This is a genomic window from Luteimonas sp. MC1782, assembly GCF_014164605.1.
GTDB lineage: Bacteria > Pseudomonadota > Gammaproteobacteria > Xanthomonadales > Xanthomonadaceae > Luteimonas.
Genome location: NZ_JACJFT010000001.1, coordinates 1,774,630 through 1,790,530, shown reverse-complemented (window position 1 = coordinate 1,790,530; position 15,901 = coordinate 1,774,630). Strand labels below are relative to the sequence as shown.

The 15,901-nt window shown below is 72.3% G+C and carries 16 protein-coding genes; 8 read left to right on the top strand and 8 right to left on the bottom strand.

Annotation, left to right across the window (positions count from 1 at the left end; all coding sequences use genetic code 11):
• Positions 1-20: 20 nt before the first annotated feature.
• Genes H5368_RS08365 through H5368_RS08355 form a run of 3 tightly spaced genes read right to left on the bottom strand, consistent with a single transcriptional unit; the run spans position 21 to position 4,674 of the window.
• Complete coding sequence (locus tag H5368_RS08365) at positions 21-1,967, bottom strand: acyltransferase family protein (protein WP_182823213.1); 1,947 nt, start codon at positions 1,965-1,967, stop codon at positions 21-23.
• Positions 1,967-3,286: an amidohydrolase family protein gene (locus tag H5368_RS08360; RefSeq protein ID WP_182823211.1), complete on the bottom strand. Its 1,320-nt coding sequence runs from the start codon at positions 3,284-3,286 to the stop codon at positions 1,967-1,969. The genes H5368_RS08365 and H5368_RS08360 overlap by 1 nt, the downstream gene beginning before the upstream one ends.
• On the bottom strand, positions 3,283-4,674 hold the full coding sequence (locus tag H5368_RS08355) for an amidohydrolase (protein ID WP_182823918.1): 1,392 nt from the start codon (positions 4,672-4,674) through the stop codon (positions 3,283-3,285). The genes H5368_RS08360 and H5368_RS08355 overlap by 4 nt, the downstream gene beginning before the upstream one ends.
• A 139-nt stretch (positions 4,675-4,813) precedes the next feature.
• On the opposite strand from H5368_RS08355, the gene H5368_RS08350 reads away from it, so the two are divergent.
• Both H5368_RS08350 and H5368_RS08345 read left to right on the top strand, forming a co-directional pair.
• Complete coding sequence (locus H5368_RS08350) at positions 4,814-5,590, top strand: AMP nucleosidase (protein ID WP_182823209.1); 777 nt, start codon at positions 4,814-4,816, stop codon at positions 5,588-5,590.
• 2 nt (positions 5,591-5,592) lie between these two features.
• On the top strand, positions 5,593-6,126 hold the full coding sequence (locus tag H5368_RS08345; RefSeq protein ID WP_182823916.1) for a DUF924 family protein: 534 nt from the start codon (positions 5,593-5,595) through the stop codon (positions 6,124-6,126).
• Positions 6,127-6,564: 438 nt separating this feature from the next.
• Here H5368_RS08345 and grxD read toward each other — a convergent pair whose 3' ends face one another.
• A complete protein-coding gene (gene grxD / locus H5368_RS08340) occupies positions 6,565-7,491 on the bottom strand; it encodes a Grx4 family monothiol glutaredoxin (protein ID WP_182823207.1) in 927 nt (308 codons plus the stop codon).
• 81 nt (positions 7,492-7,572) lie between these two features.
• On the opposite strand from grxD, the gene H5368_RS08335 reads away from it, so the two are divergent.
• Complete coding sequence (locus H5368_RS08335) at positions 7,573-8,358, top strand: polysaccharide deacetylase family protein (protein ID WP_182823205.1); 786 nt, start codon at positions 7,573-7,575, stop codon at positions 8,356-8,358.
• On the opposite strand, the gene H5368_RS08330 is transcribed toward H5368_RS08335, so the two are convergent.
• On the bottom strand, positions 8,331-9,023 hold the full coding sequence (locus tag H5368_RS08330; protein ID WP_182823203.1) for a TetR-like C-terminal domain-containing protein: 693 nt from the start codon (positions 9,021-9,023) through the stop codon (positions 8,331-8,333). The two genes, H5368_RS08335 and H5368_RS08330, sit on opposite strands and share 28 nt — an antisense overlap.
• A gap of 82 nt (positions 9,024-9,105) precedes the next feature.
• Here H5368_RS08330 and H5368_RS08325 point away from each other — a divergent pair, with 82 nt between their 5' ends.
• From H5368_RS08325 to H5368_RS08315, 3 genes are read left to right on the top strand one after another with little or no spacing between them, the layout of a single operon-like run.
• Positions 9,106-9,501, top strand: a complete 396-nt coding sequence (locus H5368_RS08325) for a VOC family protein (protein ID WP_182823201.1) — start codon at positions 9,106-9,108, stop codon at positions 9,499-9,501.
• A 51-nt stretch (positions 9,502-9,552) separates the two neighbouring features.
• The gene (locus tag H5368_RS08320; RefSeq protein ID WP_182823200.1) at positions 9,553-9,936 is read left to right on the top strand and encodes a DUF1428 domain-containing protein; all 384 of its coding nucleotides are present in this window, start codon (positions 9,553-9,555) and stop codon (positions 9,934-9,936) included.
• Positions 9,933-10,343 carry a VOC family protein gene (locus H5368_RS08315; RefSeq protein WP_182823198.1) on the top strand — a complete coding sequence of 137 codons (411 nt, stop codon included), beginning with the start codon at positions 9,933-9,935 and terminating at the stop codon, positions 10,341-10,343. Before H5368_RS08320 ends, H5368_RS08315 begins: the two co-directional genes overlap by 4 nt.
• 454 nt (positions 10,344-10,797) lie before the next feature.
• On the opposite strand, the gene H5368_RS08310 is transcribed toward H5368_RS08315, so the two are convergent.
• From H5368_RS08310 to H5368_RS08300, 3 genes are read right to left on the bottom strand one after another with little or no spacing between them, the layout of a single operon-like run.
• The gene (locus tag H5368_RS08310) at positions 10,798-11,490 is read right to left on the bottom strand and encodes a methyltransferase (RefSeq protein WP_182823195.1); all 693 of its coding nucleotides are present in this window, start codon (positions 11,488-11,490) and stop codon (positions 10,798-10,800) included.
• Positions 11,487-12,113: an SGNH/GDSL hydrolase family protein gene (locus H5368_RS08305; RefSeq protein WP_182823193.1), complete on the bottom strand. Its 627-nt coding sequence runs from the start codon at positions 12,111-12,113 to the stop codon at positions 11,487-11,489. Before H5368_RS08305 ends, H5368_RS08310 begins: the two co-directional genes overlap by 4 nt.
• Before the next feature lie 7 nt (positions 12,114-12,120).
• Positions 12,121-13,389, bottom strand: coding sequence for an aminotransferase class I/II-fold pyridoxal phosphate-dependent enzyme (locus H5368_RS08300; protein WP_182823191.1), 1,269 nt, complete (start codon positions 13,387-13,389; stop codon positions 12,121-12,123).
• A 112-nt stretch (positions 13,390-13,501) separates the two neighbouring features.
• Between H5368_RS08300 and rsgA the strand changes: the two genes are divergently transcribed.
• Complete coding sequence (gene rsgA, locus H5368_RS08295; RefSeq protein WP_255486398.1) at positions 13,502-14,554, top strand: ribosome small subunit-dependent GTPase A; 1,053 nt, start codon at positions 13,502-13,504, stop codon at positions 14,552-14,554.
• A 34-nt stretch (positions 14,555-14,588) separates the two neighbouring features.
• Positions 14,589-15,839, top strand: coding sequence for a flavohemoglobin expression-modulating QEGLA motif protein (locus H5368_RS08290; RefSeq protein ID WP_182823189.1), 1,251 nt, complete (start codon positions 14,589-14,591; stop codon positions 15,837-15,839).
• The last annotated feature ends 62 nt before the right edge of the window (positions 15,840-15,901 follow it).

Below are 15,901 nucleotides of genomic sequence, written 5' to 3'. Positions count from 1 at the left end.
CCGGCGGGTGTTGACCGCGATCAAGGTCTGCGCGGTGCCTCGAGCGCTTCGACCACGGCCGATGCCACCAGCGCGGACGCGCGTGGGCCAAGATGGCCGTAGTCCCAGGTGGTGAGCTCGGCGGGCGTGTCGACGTAGGTCAGGCAGCCGCGCAGGTCGCACAGCGTGGCCAGTGCCGAGACATAGGTGACGTCGTCGCGACCGCTGAATGCGGCGCGCAGCGCGGCGTCCAGCGCATGCACCTCGGGAACGGTTTCGCCGCGCAGCCGCTGCGGCACCTGCAGGAACGGCTCCCGCGCATGGCGCTGCACGAGCAGCGCCGGCAGCCACGCGCGCCAGCGCGGCGCCGGCCCCAGCACCACCACCTGGCCCACGCCGGAGGCGTGCAGCGCGGCGATGCCGGGCTCGAGGTCCGCCAGCACCTGCGCCGGGTCCCGGTATTCGCGCCCGTTCCAGTAGGCGAACAGCACCACGTAGTCCGGGCGCAGGGTGGCGATGCGCTGCAGCACGCGCGCGTTGTCGCTCCGGCACGGCTCCTTGCGGGGATCGACATAGGGCCGGCAGCCGCTGCGCGTGAACTGCGCCAGGCGCAGGCGGCCGTCCGCCACCTCGCGCATGCCCGGGTACAGCAGCGCGGAATGCGAATCGCCCCACAGCACCAGCAGCGGGCGTGGCGGCGAGGTCGGGGCGTCGACGCATTCGTCCGGGAATTCCGCCGGCTCGCCGGGCGCGCCGACCAGCGAACACGTCCCCTCGCGCGATGGCGCGCGCCAGTCGTAGCCGTAGTTCGCGTACCGCCGCACCGGTTCGCCGGCGCGCGACGCAACGCCCTGCAGCGCCCACAGCGCGAGGCCAGCCACCAGCACCATCGCCATCGCCGGCAGCAGCAGCGCCAGCGCGCGGCGCGCGCGCATGCGGTGCCGCAGCGGGCGCTCCACCAGCCACCAGGTGAGCCCTGCCAGCACCACGGCCAGCGCCACCAGCGCCATGCGCAGGCCCGGCGCCACTTCGCCGGTGGCGTGGATGCGCGCGAACGACAGCAGCGGCCAGTGCCACAGGTAGAGCGGATAACTGACCAGCCCGATCCACACCAGCGCGCGCAGCGACAGCAGCCGCTGCGCCCAGCGCGTGGCGGGCACCGCGGCGATCAGCAGCGTGGCACCGGCCACCGGCAGCAGCGCGCGCCAGCCCGGGAACGTCGACTGGTCGCTGAGGCCGACGCAGGCGGCGATGATCAGCGCGAGTCCGGCAAACGCCGCCAGTTCGGCGGCCAATCGCGGGCGTTGCGGCACCGCGGTGGCTGCGGTGCCGCCCAGGCGGTGCGCCAGCCACGCGCCGGCCAGCAGCTCCCAGAAGCGGGTGAACGGCAGGTAGAACGCGGCGCTCGCATCGCGCGGACTCAGCCACAGGCAGTACGCCAGCGACAGCAGCCCGGCCACCAGCACCAGGCGGCGCGTGTCGACCCCGCGCATGGATGCCAGCACCAGCAGCGGCGGCCACAGCAGGTAGAACTGCTCTTCCACGCCGAGCGACCACAGGTGCAGCAGCGGCAGGGTCTCGGCCGCCGCGGCGAAATAATCGGTGTCGTGCCAGAACGCCAGGTTGGCCACGAAGCCGGCGCTGGCCGCGGCATGGCGGCCGAGCGCGGCGTAGTCGGCCGGCACCAGCAGCCACCAGCCGGCCACCAGGCACGCCGCCAGCACGACCACCAGCGCCGGGAACAGCCGCCGGATGCGGCGCACGTAGAACCCGCCGAAGCCGAACGTGCCGGCGGCCAGGCCGTCGCGCAGGATGCCGGTGATCAGGAACCCGGAGATGACGAAAAAAACGTCGACGCCGACGAAGCCCCCCGGCACGAGGCGCGGGAACGCGTGGTACGCGACCACCGCGAGTACGGCGATGGCGCGCAGGCCATCGACGTCCGCGCGGTAGCCGGGCGCCGCCCCCGGGGCCGCGCCTGCTGCCATCAGCGCGCCGGCGTGGGGTACGCGCGCGGCAGGTCACCGCGCGTGGCGTCCGGCGCGGGCCGCAGGTAGCGGTCGCGCAACTCGGTCTGCCGCGAGTGCATCTGGATCGCGCGGCCGTCGAACCACACCTGGCGGGCGACGCTGGCGACGTCGAGCGGGTCGCCGTCCCACAGCACCAGGTCGGCGCGCATGCCTGGCGCGATGCCGCCCAGCTCGGCGCCGACGCCGAACGCTTCGGCGGGCACGCGGGTCAGGCCCGCCAGGCCGTCTTCCCACGGCAGGCCGTGCGCCACCGCGTTGCCGGCCAGCTGGCGGATCTTGCGCGCGTTGTGCGAACTGTCGCCGGCCTGGCTGAAGCCGACGGTCGCGCCGGCCGCGCGCAGCCGCGCGGCGTTTTCCAGCGCCGCGTGGATGCGGTCGAAGTTGGACGGCAGGTTGTCGAGCGGGTCGACGAACACCGGCACCCTGGCCGCGGCCAGTTCCGGCGCCACGCGCCAGGCCTCGCCACCGCCGCGGATCGCGACCTGCACGCCGTGGCGCTTCGACCAGCGCAGCAGCTCGCGGATGTCGGCGGCGCGGTCCACTCCCACCACCAGGCGCCCACCGCCGTCGAAATAGCGCTTCAGCGTGTCGCGCCCGGCGGGGGTGAGCAGCGCGGCGTTGGAGCCGGCCGGGATGCGGCCGCGCACTTCATCCACCAGCTGGTCGAGCAGCATCCACTGCGCCGCGCGCGAGCCGCCGGCGAGGCCAGCGGCACGGCCGCCGCCGAGCTGCACGAACAGCAGCTTCGGGCCCGCCGGCTGGTCGCTGCCGTCCAGGCGCATCACCGCGCCCTGGCCGCCGATGATCGAGCCGCCCTCGCCGGTGCCGGCCGCGAGCAGGGTGAAGCCAAGCCCTTCCACGCGCGCCACCGGGACCAGCAGCGAGTCCGCGTTGTAGGCGAGCGTGACGTCGAACTCCGGCCGCACCACCATCTCCTTGGACGCCGCCCCGAGGGCGAGCGTGGTGTCGGTGGTGGCGTCCTCGCCGGAGACTTCGTCGATGCCGATCGCGGTGATGCCGGCGAACAGCGCCGGGGTGACCGGCTTGCCGTTGGCCTCGACCACCGTGGCGCCGCCCGCATCCAGCCCGGTGCCGACTGCGGCGATGCGGCCGTTGCGTACCAGCACGTCCGCGCCCTGCAGCGTGCCGCGCGCGGTGGCGGTGTGCACGGTGGCGTTGCGGATCAGCAGGTCCTGCGCCAGCGCGGGCGCGGTGGCCACGAGAAGCGCCAGGGCCGCGAGCGGCGCGAGGCGGGTCGTGCCGCGCACGGCGCTCATCGGCCACCTCCGGCAGCCGCGCCCCGGCCGAGCATGAAGTCCGAGCGCGGCTGGCGCGACGGGTCGTTGCGGTCGTACATGCGCGCGCCGTCGATCCACACCTGCTCGGCGAGCGCGTACGAGCTGAAGGGGTTGCCGTTCCACAGCACCACGTCGGCGCGCTTGCCGGCCTCGAGCGTGCCGGTCTGGTCGAGGATGCCCATCGACTGCGCCGGGTTGCGCGTGATCCAGCGGATCGCGCGTTCCGGCGCGATGTCGATGCCGGCGCGGCGCGCGCTGGCCATCACCTTGGCCGACTCCTGGTTGAGGCGCTGGATGCCCTCCTCGGAATCCGAGTGCACGATGGCGCAGCCGTTCACTGCGCGGTCGACGATCGCCACGTTCTCCTGGATGCCGTCGAAGGCCTCCATCTTGAAGCCCCACCAGTCGGCCCAGAGCGCGCCGCAGACGCCGTCGGCGCCGAGCCGGTCGGCGATCTTGTAGGCCTCCACGCCATGGTGGAACGCCGCCACCTTGAAGCCGAACTCGTCGGCGAGGTCGAGCATGGTGACCATCTCGTCGGCGCGGTAGCAGTGGATGTGCACCAGGATCTCGCCGTCCATCGCCGCGGCCAGGGTCTCCAGCTTCAGGTCGCGCTTGCCGGCCTTGTCGCCGCCGGCCTTCTGCTTGTCGCGGTAGTCGGCGGCATCGATGAACGCGGCGCGGTAGCCGGCCACGTTGCCCATGCGCGTCGCGGGGCCGCCCTTCTGTCCATAGACGCGCTTGGGGTTCTCGCCGCAGGCCATCTTCAGCCCGTGCGGCGCATCCGGGAATTTCATGCCCTGGTAGCTGGTGGCCGGCACGTTGCGCAGCGTCACGCCGCGGCCGCCGACCAGGTTGGCCGAGCCCGGCAGGATCTGCAGGCTGGTCACGCCGCCGGCGAGCGCGGCGTGGAAGCCGGGATCCTGCGGCCACACCGAGTGCTCGGCCCACACCGCGGCGGTGACCGGCGAGGTCGCCTCGTTGCCGTCGCTGTGCGAGCGCGTGCCCGGGCTCGGGTAGACGCCGAGGTGGGAGTGCACGTCGATGATGCCGGGCGTGACCCACTTGCCGCTGCCGTCCACACGCACCGCGTCGGCGGGCGCGTCGATCCCGCGGCCCACGGCGACGATGCGGCCGTCGCGCATCAGCACGTCGGCGCCGTCGAGGCGTTCGCCGGTGCCGGTGAGCACGGTGGCACCGGTGACCAGCACCGGCGCGCTGGCGATCGCGCGGTAGGTGCTGGGATAGGCGTCGCCGGTGCTGCTGGCGCCAGGCTTCGCGCCGGCGTCGCGCGGGCCTGCGGCGCTGGTGCTGGCGCAGCCCGCGGCCAGCGCGGTGGCCAGCGCCGCGGCCAGCGCGGCGTGCATCGGATACTTCATCGTGCTCTCCCCCGAATGGTCGCCCACCCTAGCCGGCCCGTGCGCCGGGCCGCAATGTGCGGAAGGTGGGGGCCGCCGTCCGCCTTCGCCGCGCGTGCAAGAATGTTCCGCAAAAAAGGAGCATGGGATGAAAGAGAAGGACGAGATCGTCAACAACTGGCTGCCGCGCTACACCGGCGTGCCGCTTGACGGATTTGGCGAGCACATCCTGCTGACCAACTTCGGCGGTTACCTGGGGCACTTCAGCCGCATGACCGGCGCCGAGGTGGTCGGCATGGACCGGCCGATGCCGAGCGCCACGGCGGACGGCATCACCATGATCAACTTCGGCATGGGCAGCCCGAACGCGGCGACCATGATGGACCTGCTGTCGGCGATCAAGCCGAAGTCGGTGCTGTTCCTCGGCAAGTGCGGCGGGCTGAAGCGCAAGAACCAGCTCGGCGACCTGATCCTGCCGATCGCGGCGATCCGCGGCGAGGGCACCAGCGACGACTACCTGCCGCCCCAGGTCCCGGCGCTGCCGGCGTTCGCGCTGCAGCGCGCGGTGTCCACGATGATCCGCGACCTTGGCCTCGATTACTGGACCGGCACGGTCTACACCACCAACCGGCGGGTGTGGGAGCACGACGAGGCGTTCAAGGAGCGGCTGCGGGCGATGCGCTGCATGGCGATCGACATGGAGACGGCAACCATCTTTGCGGCGGGCTTCGCCAACCGGATTCCGTGCGGGGCGCTGCTGCTGGTCAGCGACCAGCCGATGATCCCGGAAGGGGTGAAGACCGAGGCCTCGGACGCGCGGGTGAGCATCGAGTACGTGGAGAGCCACATCCAGGTCGGCATCGAGGCACTGCGGTTGATCCGCCGCCATGGCAAGTCGGTGCGCCACATGAGGTTCGACGAGTGACGATGCCGGCGCCGGGCGAGGTCGTTGCGTTCTGGCGCGAGGCGGGGCCTGCGAAGTGGTTCGCGCGCGACGATGCGTTCGACGCGCAGCTGCGCGGACGCTTCGAGGCGGCTCACTTCGCGGCGGGGCGGCGGGGGCTGGAGCACTGGATGGCGTCGGCGGAGGGTGCGCTGGCGCTGTTGCTCCTGCTCGACCAGGTGCCGCGCAACATCTTCCGCGACAGTGGGCATGCGTACGCCTGCGATTCGCTGGCGAGGCATTACGCAGTGCGGATGCTGGACGCGGGGCTCGATCTCGAGGTCGATCCGGCGCTGCGGGTGTTCTGCTATCTGCCGTTCGAGCACTCGGAGGACCTGGCCGACCAGGAGCGCTGCGTGGCGCTGGTGCGCGGGCTGGATCCGGAGTTCCTGCGCTATGCGGTGGAGCATCGGGACGTGATCGCGCAGTTCGGGCGGTTCCCGCATCGCAACCGGGCCTTGGGACGGGAGAGTACGGCGGCCGAGGCGGCGTGGCTGGAGGCTGGCGGCGGCTTCTAGATTTGTTGGGGTCCGGCGGGGCTGACCACGCACGCCGGCACGCTTCGCTGGCGTTCCGAGGCGTGCGCGCACCGACATGCGCGGTCAGCCTTTGGTGGGCCGTCGCGGATGCTGGCGACGTCCTGGTTTATGGCGGGGCTGCCCACGCATGCCGGCGCTCTTCGCTTGCGTTCCGAGGCGTGCGAGCACCGACATGCGCGGTCAGCCGGCGGTGGGCTGTCGCGGGTTGTGGCGATGTGCGGCGTCACAACAATGTGTGGAATCGCCGGACGTCCCACTCATCCAGGCAAGAGCACCGTCCCGTCCCTGCCCCTCTCCCACTGCAGCAGGATCACGAGGAGGCCAAGGCCGCACGCCCGCAAGCGCACGCCTCGGAACGCCAGCGAAGCTTCTGGGCGTGCGGCCTTGGCCGGAACTTGGGCCAGGCGAAAGCACCCCTCAGTAGCGGGGGATGGTGCTGTCGACGTGCTGGCTCCAGGCGTCGATGCCACCTTCGATGTTGTAGACCTCGCGGAAGCCGAGCTGGCGGAAGCGTTCGGCGGCCTGGCCGCTGCGGCCGCCGTGGTGGCAGAGGAAGGCGAGCGGGGTGTCTTTCGGGAGCGCTTCGAGCGCGGCGGGGCCGTCGTCGAGGGTCATGAAGGGGGCGGTGACGGCGGCTTGCGCGCGTTCGTCGGCCGGGCGCACGTCGACCAGGCGGACGGTGCCATCGCTGGTGCGGGCCTGGGCGTCGACCGGGGACATGGGTCGTACCGGGGGGATGGCGTTGGGGTTGTCGACCACCAGGCCGCGGCCGCGGGTGTCGTCGGCCCAGTCGATGGTGACGCCGTCGGCGCGACGCGCGGCGGGGGCGTCGACCTGGACGCGCACGCCGTCGCATTCGACGGTGATGGCGGCGGCTTCGGGCTGGGCGAGGGCGAGGCGGGTGCGGTAGTTGGGGTCGATGTCGAGCTTGACCACGAGGTCGCCGCCGGCGTCGTCGATCGCCTTGCGCAGCACGGCGTGCGCGGCGGGTGTGACGGTGACGGTGGGCGGGGTGCGGTCGGGGGCGGGCAGGCCGAGGGCGCTGTGCAGTTCGCCGGAGTTGGACATCTGTTCGATGATGTCGCTGCCGCCGACCAGTTCGCCGTCGATGTACAGCTGCGGAATGGTGGGCCAGTCGCCGTAGGCCTTGATGCCTTCGCGGATCTCGGGGTCGGCCAGCACGTTGATGTGCGCGTAGGGAGTTTCAAGCGCAGTCAGGGCGGCGACGGCCTTGGCGGAAAAGCCGCATTGCGGGGCGCGCGGGTCGCCCTTCATGAACAGCACGATGCGGTTGGCCTGCAGCAGGTCTTTGATGCGCTGGCGGAGCTGGGGGTCGAGGGACATGGCGGCAACCGCATGGAGAGGGGCCGTCTAGGGTACCCCTTCGCCTCCGGCCGCGGCCTTGACGCATGTCATCATGCGGCGATGCCTGCGCCGCCTCCGCCCCCGTTGCATCGTGTTCCGCGCCGTCCGCATGCGTGGCTGTGGCTGGCGCTGGTGGCACACGGGCTTGTGGCCTGGCTTTGGTGGCGCGCGGGCTGGACCTGGGGCCTGGCGGCGCTGTTGGCGGTACATTTGGCGTTCGTGTGGGGCACGCTGCGGCCCGGTTCGCGGCTGTTCGGGCCGGTGCTGCGGCGCCTGCCCGCGGGCTCACCCGAGGTCTGGCTGACGATCGACGACGGGCCCTCCAACGACACGCCGGCCATCCTCGATCTGCTGGACACGCACGCGGCGCGGGCGACGTTCTTCCTGGTCGGTGCGCGTGCCGAGGCGCGGCCCGCGCTGGTGCGCGAGATCGCGGCGCGCGGGCATGGCATCGGCAACCACAGCCAGCGCCATCCGCAGGCGCGCTTCTGGGCCCTCGGGCCGGCGGCGATGCGCCGCGAGATCCTCGAGTGCCAGGCGACCCTGGCACGCATCACCGGGCGCGCGCCGCGCTGGTTCCGGGCGGTGGTGGGCCACGCCAATCCGTTCGTGCATGCGCCGCTGCGCGAGGCCGGGCTGGCGCGGGTGGCATGGAGCGCTCGCGGCTATGACGCCGTGGAATCCGATCCGGTACGCATCGCGCAACGCGTGGCGCGCGGCCTTGCGCCCGGCGCCATCGTGCTTCTGCATGAGGGTGCGCCGCACGGGCGCAGCGTCGAGGCGGTGGCGGAGGTGCTGCGCGCGGTGGAGGCCGCGGGCTACCGCGCGGCCTTGCCGCCCGACTGAGGCGGCGGGGCGGCCTGCAGTCCGTACTCGACCATCGCCAGGAGGCGTTCGGTCAGTGCCGCGCGCTGCGCCGGATCGGTGCCACGCAGCGGTCCTTCAAGCATGAACAGCGCCAGGCCGTGCACCGCCGACCAGGCCAGGAACTCCGCTTGGGGGCGTTGCGCGGCGGGCAACAGGCCCGCGCCGGCCATCGCGTCCAGCGCCAGGCCGAGCATGCCGAACGGGCCCAGCCCGCGTGCACCGGTGGCGGCCGGCTCCGCAGGCAGCGGGTCGCCGGTGGTGCCGGACGCGAAGGCGGTGCGGAACATGCCGGTTTCGCGCTGCGCATAGGCCACGTAGGCGCGTCCGACCGCAGCCAGCATGGCGCGCGCGCGGGGCTTTGCCGCCCGCAGCGCTTCGGCATGCGCGATCTCGTCCTCCATCGCACGCGCGGTCTCGGCCAGCGCCACGGCGCGCACCGCGGCGAACAGTTCGCCATGGCCGCTGAAGTGGCGGTACGCGGCATTCGGCGCCACGCCGGCGCGGCGCGTGGCCTCGCGCAGGACGATCGCGTCGGGGCCGCCTTCACGCGCAAGCGCCACCGCGGCGTCGACCAGTGCGTTGCGCAGGTTGCCATGGCGGTAGGTCTTGCGCGGACGCGGCGCTGGTGCGGTGCGGATTGACATGTGGACAGTGTCCAGTTTAGCCTCCGCGAACACAAGTGAACGGTGTTCACATTGAGCGCCGCACGACGGTCCGGAGGACACGATGGAAGGCTGCGCGAAGGGCAATCCGGTGGTCTGGTTCGAGATCCACGTCCGCGACCTCGCGAAGGCGAAGGCCTTCTACGAGGCGATGCTCGACACCACGCTCGAACCCCTGGCCGATCCAACCGCGGAAGGGACCCTGGCGATGTTCGCGTTCCCGGCCGATCCGCAGGGCTTCGGCGCCGGCGGCGCGCTGGTGCACGCGCCCGATGCGCAGCCGTCCGCGGGCGGCCTGATGGTGTACTTCGGCAGCGATGACTGCGCGGCGCCGCTGGCCCGCGCGCTGGCCGCGGGCGGCCGCGAGGTGTCGGGCAAGGAATCCATAGGGCCCTACGGCTTCTGCGCGGTCGTCGCCGATCCCGACGGCAACCACGTCGGCCTGCATTCGATGGCCTGACACCGCGGGCGACACCCACCGGGTGCCTCCCATCATTCACTGGAGGATGACATGAGCTACATCGACGGTTTCGTGCTCGCGGTGCCCACCGCGCGCAAGCAGGAGTTCATCGACCACGCCAACGAGGGTGATCCGATGTTCATGGACCGTGGCGCGCTGCGCGTGCTCGAGTGCTGGGCCGACGACGTGCCCGACGGCAAGGTCACCGACTTCCGCCGTGCGGTGCAGGCCAGGGACGACGAGTCGGTGGTGTTCTCGTGGATCGAGTGGCCCGACAAGGCGACGCGCGATGCGGCGATGAAGGACATGATGGACGACCCGCGCGCGGATCCGGCGAAGAACCCGATGCCGTTCGACGGCAAGCGGATGATCTTCGGCGGCTTTTCGCCGGTGGTCGCGATGGGCGCGGCGCTGGCGGGGGAGGCAGGCGCGTGAGTGCCTGCAGCGCGATCTACATCAACCTGCCGGTCGCGGATCCGGGGCGCTCGCGGTCGTTCTTCGAAGGGCTCGGGTTCGCCATCAATCCGCAATTCTCCGATGCCAACGCGACCTGCGTGGTGCTCGGCGACAACATGTACGCGATGCTGCTGGCGCGCGACTTCTTCGCGGGCTTCTGCACCCGGCCGGTCGGCGATCCCGCTGCGTCCACGGCGGTGCTGACCTGCCTGCACCTGGGGTCGCGGGACGAGGTGGACGCGATGGTGGCGCGGGCGTCATCGTCCGGCGGCGCGTCGCATCGGGAGCCGGCAGACCACGGGTGGATGTACCAGTCCGCCTTCCGTGATCCGGACGGAAACGTGTGGGAGTTGATGGCGACCACAGGGGATCCGCCGTGGGGGTAAGTGTGAACATCGTCGCTGCTGGCTGATCGCGCGGCGGCTGACCGCACATGCCGACATTCTTCGCTGGCGTTCCGAGGCGTGCGAATGCCGGCATGCACGGCCAGCCGGTGTTGGGCTGCGGCGGGTCGCTGGCAAGCGCCGTGGGTCTTCGCGGCGGCTGTCCGCGCACGCCGACGCTCTTCGCTGGCGTTCCGAGGCGTGCGAGCGCCGACATGCGCGGACAGCCCTTGCAGCGCCGTCGCAACTTGCCGGCGACGTACAGGCTTATGGAGAAGTGTGGCGCCGCGAAACGCCGCACTCCATCACGTCAAGAGCGCTGTCCCGTCCTAGCCGCTCTCCCCACTGCAGCAGGATCACGAGGAGGCCAGGGCCGTACGCCCGCAAGCGCACGCCTCGGAACGCCAGCGAAGCTTGCGGGCGTACGGATCTGGCCGGAGTGTGGCCTAGCGAAAAATCAACCCGCCACGATCAGCCAGTTGTTGAAGGGCGTGTTGCCGTAGAGGGGGCGGAAGTCGACGTGCAGGCCCGCGGCGGCGAGCTGCGATTGCAGGCCTTCGCGCGTGGGGTAGCACTTCGGGACTTCCTGCATCCAGCCGAACAGGTGCGCCAGGCGGTCGGTGATGCGGGTGGTGCGGCCGCGCCGGCTGTCGTCGCCCAGGCCGCTGCGGATCACGAGCTTCGCCCCGGGCGTGAGCATGGCGATCGCGTCGGCGAGCAGCGCGCGCTGCGCGTCGGCATCGAGGTACTGCAGCACGTCGAGGATGGCGACGCTGCCGGCGTGCGGCGGCCAGCCATCGGCGAGGTCGACGACCGCGAAGCGCGCGTCATCTTCGAACCCGCACTGCGCCGCGATGCGCGTGCCGCGGCGGATCTTGTCGGCATCGATGTCGACGCCGTGGTAGGGCATGGCCTGGCCGTCGAGGCGCAGCGCATGCAGCAGCAGGCCCAGCCCGCAGCCGAGGTCGAGCACCGGCGCGCTGGTGCCGCGCAGCGCGTCCAGGACGCCCGGGTAGAGCGGGTCGCTGCGCAGCTTGGACAGCGTGTAGAAATAGTCGTGGCGGTTGCCGAGCACGTGGGCGGGCAGGAACGCGCGCGCGATGGCGCGGGCTTCGTGGGGCGGGAACGGGGCGGTGGCGGAACGGGTCATGGCGTCCTTGCGTGGCGCTGCAGCAGGTGGCGGGCGGCCGGCAAGGCCAGGCGCGTCCATTCGGCGTGCATGGGGGCGGCGGGGTGCAGGCCGTCGTCAGCGAGCATGGCCGGCTCGGCGCCGCGTTCGCGACTGATGGGGCAGATGTCGACGAAAGCGACGCCACGCGCGTCGCAGATCGCGCGTGCGGCTGTGTTGTAGACATCCAGCTCGCGTGCGATCCCGGCCAGGTCCCGTCCACTTTCGGCGGCGAACGGGGTGACGCCCCAGTCGGGGATGGACAGCACCAGCACACGGTCGGTGCGGCCGTCGACAAAGGCGATGGCGCGGTCCAGCAGTGCGCTGAACCCGTCGCGGTACCCGGCGACATCGCGGCCGCGGTACTGGTCGTTGACGCCGATCAGCAGGCTGGCGAAATCGAACGGACCCCGTGGCTGGGCGGCGTCGATCGCAGTGGCGAGTTCGTCGGTGGTCCAGCCGGTGGCGGCGATGGTGAGCGGGTCGTCGATCGCGATGCCGTCCGCGCGCAGCACCCGGGCCAGGCCATGCGTCCAGCGCGCGTGGGGGGCGACGCCTTCGCCGATCGTGTACGAGTCGCCGAGCGCGAGGTAGCGGAGCGCCACGCCGCGGTCAGGCCGTGGCCGCGCGCGCGGCGGTGATCGGCACCACCTTGCCGGCGGCTTCGGCGCGTCGGTCGAGCACGCGTTCGATGCGCCGGAACACTTCGCGCAGCTGGTCCGGCTCGGGCAGCAGCGTCACGCGGAAATGGTTGCGGTAGGGCACGTTGAAGCTCGAGCCCGGCACCACCAGGACGTGCTCGGTCTCCATCAGCTCGAGCGCGAAATCGTGGTCGTCGAAGCCCTGCGCGGCCGGACCGGTGACGCCCGGGAACGCATACAGCGCGCCGGCCGGTGCGTGCAGCTTGAGGTGCGCGCTGGCGGCGCAGCTTTCGATCACCGCACGGCGCGCTTCGTGCAGTCGGCCGCCGGGCGCGCACAGCGGGCCGATGGTGTCGGGCCCCGACAGCGCTGCCGGCACCGCGAACTGGCCCGGCACGTTGGCGCACAGGCGCAGCGCGCCGAGCAGGTCCATGGCGTGGCGGTAGTCGCGGGTGGCGGCTTCGTCGCCGGACAGCATCGCCCAGCCCACGCGCCAGCCGCAGGCGCGGTGCACCTTGGACAGGCCGCCGAACGACAGGCACGGCACGTCGCCGGCCAGCGGCGCCAGCGGCTCGAACGTGGCGCTGTCGTAGAGGATGCCGTCGTAGATCTCGTCGGACATCAGCAACAGGCCGCGGCGCGCGGCGATGTCGACGATGCGCTCGAGCAGCGCGCGCGGGTAGGTCGCGCCGGTCGGATTGTTGGGGTTGATCAGCACGATGGCGCGGGTGCGCGACGACACCAGCGCTTCGAGCTCGTCCGGATCCGGCAGGAAGGCGTTGCCTTCCTTGCAGCGGTAGTACACCGGGCGGCCGTCGTTGAGGATGGTGGCCGCCGACCACAGCGGGTAGTCGGGCGAGGGCAACAGCACTTCGTCGCCGGGGTTGAGCAGGGCGCGCAGGGCGATGTCGATCAGCTCGCTCACGCCGTTGCCGATGAACACGTCGTTGGCCGAGGCGCCGGTGACGCCACGCGCGGCGTGCTGGGCGGCCACCGCCTCGCGCGCGGCGGGCAGGCCCTGCTGGTGCGTGTACGGATCGGTGCCGGCGATGTGGTCGGCGATCGCGCGCTGCAGGTGCTCCGGCGCACGGAACCCGAACGCGCCGGGGTTGCCGATGTTGAGCTTGATCAGGGTGTGGCCCTGGGCCTCGAGGTCGCGGGCGCGGCGGGCAAGTTCGCCACGGATCTCGTAGCGGACTTCGGACAGGCGCTCGCGCGTCTTCAGGCGGGGCTCGGACATCGGTGCGGGGCGTGCGGGGGTGGCCGCAAAGCCTAGCGGAATTGCCGCCCGGCCGCCGGCGCGGCGCGGCTGGGGGATAGAATCCGCGCATGCCCAACACCGACCCGCGCGCTTGAGTCCCGAGATCCTCGCCCTGCGGGCGATCGGCTGGCCGTACGAGGGCCTGCCGGCCACGGGCGGCTGGGCCGAGGTGATGGCCGCGCACCCCGCGGCGCAGCCGGTGCGGGTGGTCGAGCAGCACCGCACCAAGTACGTGGTCGCGGTGGGTCCCGGCGAGGGATTCGCCGTGGAGTCGCTGCCGGAATGGCAGCGTCCGAAGTGCCCGCCGGAGCAGCGCGCCGCGGTCGGTGACTGGCTGCTTGTCGAGGGCCGCCAGGTGGTGGCCCTGCTGCTGCCGCGGCGCAGCGTGGTTAAGCGCGCGGCCGCCGGCGAGCATTACAAGCAGCAGATCATCGCGACCAACATCGACACCGCGTTCGTGGTCTGCGGCCTGGACGGCGATTTCAACCCGCGGCGCATCGAGCGCTACCTGCTGCTGGTGCAGGGCGGCGGCGTGGAGCCGGTGCTGGTGCTCACCAAGGCGGACCAGCCCGGCGTCGACATCGACGGCGCGATGGCCGAGCTGGAAGACAGCATCCGCGCCGGCCTGGCGGTGGTGGTGGTCAATGCCCGCGACCCCGCCAGCGTGGCGGCGCTGGACCCCTGGCTCGGCCCGGGCCGCACCGCGGTGCTGGTGGGCAGTTCCGGCGCGGGCAAGTCCACGCTGACCAATTCGCTGGTCGGCCACGAGCGCATGCGCACCGGCGCGGTGCGCGAAAACGATGCGCGCGGCCGCCACACCACCACCCACCGTGCGCTGGTGCCGCTGGCCTCGGGTGCCTGCCTGATCGACACCCCGGGCATGCGCGAGCTCAAGCCCACCGGCGAGGAGGACATCGCCGAGGGCGGGTTTGCCGAAGTCGAGGCGCTGGCCGACGCCTGCCGCTTCCGCGACTGCAAGCATGATCGCGAACCCGGCTGCGCGGTGCGCGCGGCGATCGAGGCCGGGACGCTGGACGCGGCCCGCTTCGCGCACTACATCAAGCTGCGCGACGAGGTGGCCGGTGCCGCCAGCGTGCTCGCCAGCCGCCTGGCGCAGGCGCAGGCGAAGCCGGGCCGTCGCTGAGCGCGACCGGCGCGCCACGGGGAGATCCGCCGCCATGCACGCCAACGCCGACATCGCCCACCACGCCACGCTCGATGCGCGCATGGTCCAGGCCGCGCGCGGCATCCGCCTGCTGACCCTGGCGAGCTGGCCGGCATCGGTGCAGCACGCGTTCCTGGCGCGCTGGGCCAGCGGTGACGCGCGCCCGCCGCAGTACGCCTATCCGCGCCATGACTTCGGCGACGCACGCCGCGAGCTCGCGGCGATCGCGGTGGCCGCGGACCCGCAGCATCCGCTGGGCGCCTACATTGCCGATTCCGCGCGCAACTGGGGCGTTGCCGCGGAGCTGCTGGAGGCGCTGGGCACGGCGGCCGCCGGCCTGCATTCGGAACGGCTGTTCGGGCGCCCGGACGCGCCCTTGCCGGGCAGCGAGGCCACCACGCGCGATGCCGCGCGGCATTTCATCGCCATCGCCGACGAGCTCGACCGCGAGCTGCTGGCGCCCGAGGAGCAGGTGCAGGTCTCCGCCACCGCGCTGCAGCTGCAGCTGCAGGCCGACCTCGACGCGTTCTTCGACGCGCGCGTGGTCGAGGTGGTGCTCGACCCGGACCTGATCGCCAAGGCCGCCGCCGGCGCCACCCGCATCCGCCTGCGCGCGGGTGCGTCGTTCAGCGACTACGACCGCGGCCAGCTGCTGCAGCACGAGGCGTTCGTGCATTCGCTGAGCGCGCTCAACGGCCGGCGCCAGCCGCTGCTGGGCAGCCTGGCCCTGTCGTCGCCGCGCAGCACCGAAACCCAGGAAGGCCTGGCCACGTTTGCCGAGCTGGCCACCGGCAGCATCGACATCGAACGCATGAAGCGCGTGTCGCTGCGCACCGAGGCGATCGCGATGGCGATCGACGGCGCCGACTTCATCGACGTGTTCCGCTGGTTCCTGGCGGCCGGCCAGGGCGAGGTGGACAGCTTCTCCTCGGCGCAGCGCGTGTTCCGCGGCGTGCCCACCTGCGGCGGCGCGGCGTTCACCAAGGACACCGTGTACCTGCGCGGCCTGGTGGGCGTGCACACGTTCTTCCGGCAGGCGCTGGCCGGCGGGCGCCTGCGCCTGTGCCGCCTGCTGTTCGCCGGCAAGATGACGCTCGACGACGTGGTGGCGTTCGAGCCGCTGTTCGACGACGGCACGCTGCTGCCGCCGTACTGGCTGCCACGCTGGGTGTCGCGCGCCAACGGCCTGGCGGGGACGCTGGCGTTCTCTGTGTTCGCCAACCGGATCCGCCTCGACAAGGTGGGCACCGGCAGGCACGGCTGAGGCGCGACCGCTGCGTTGCGGTGGCGCGGCCGACGCCCCTGGCCGAAGCGGCTAGAATCGAT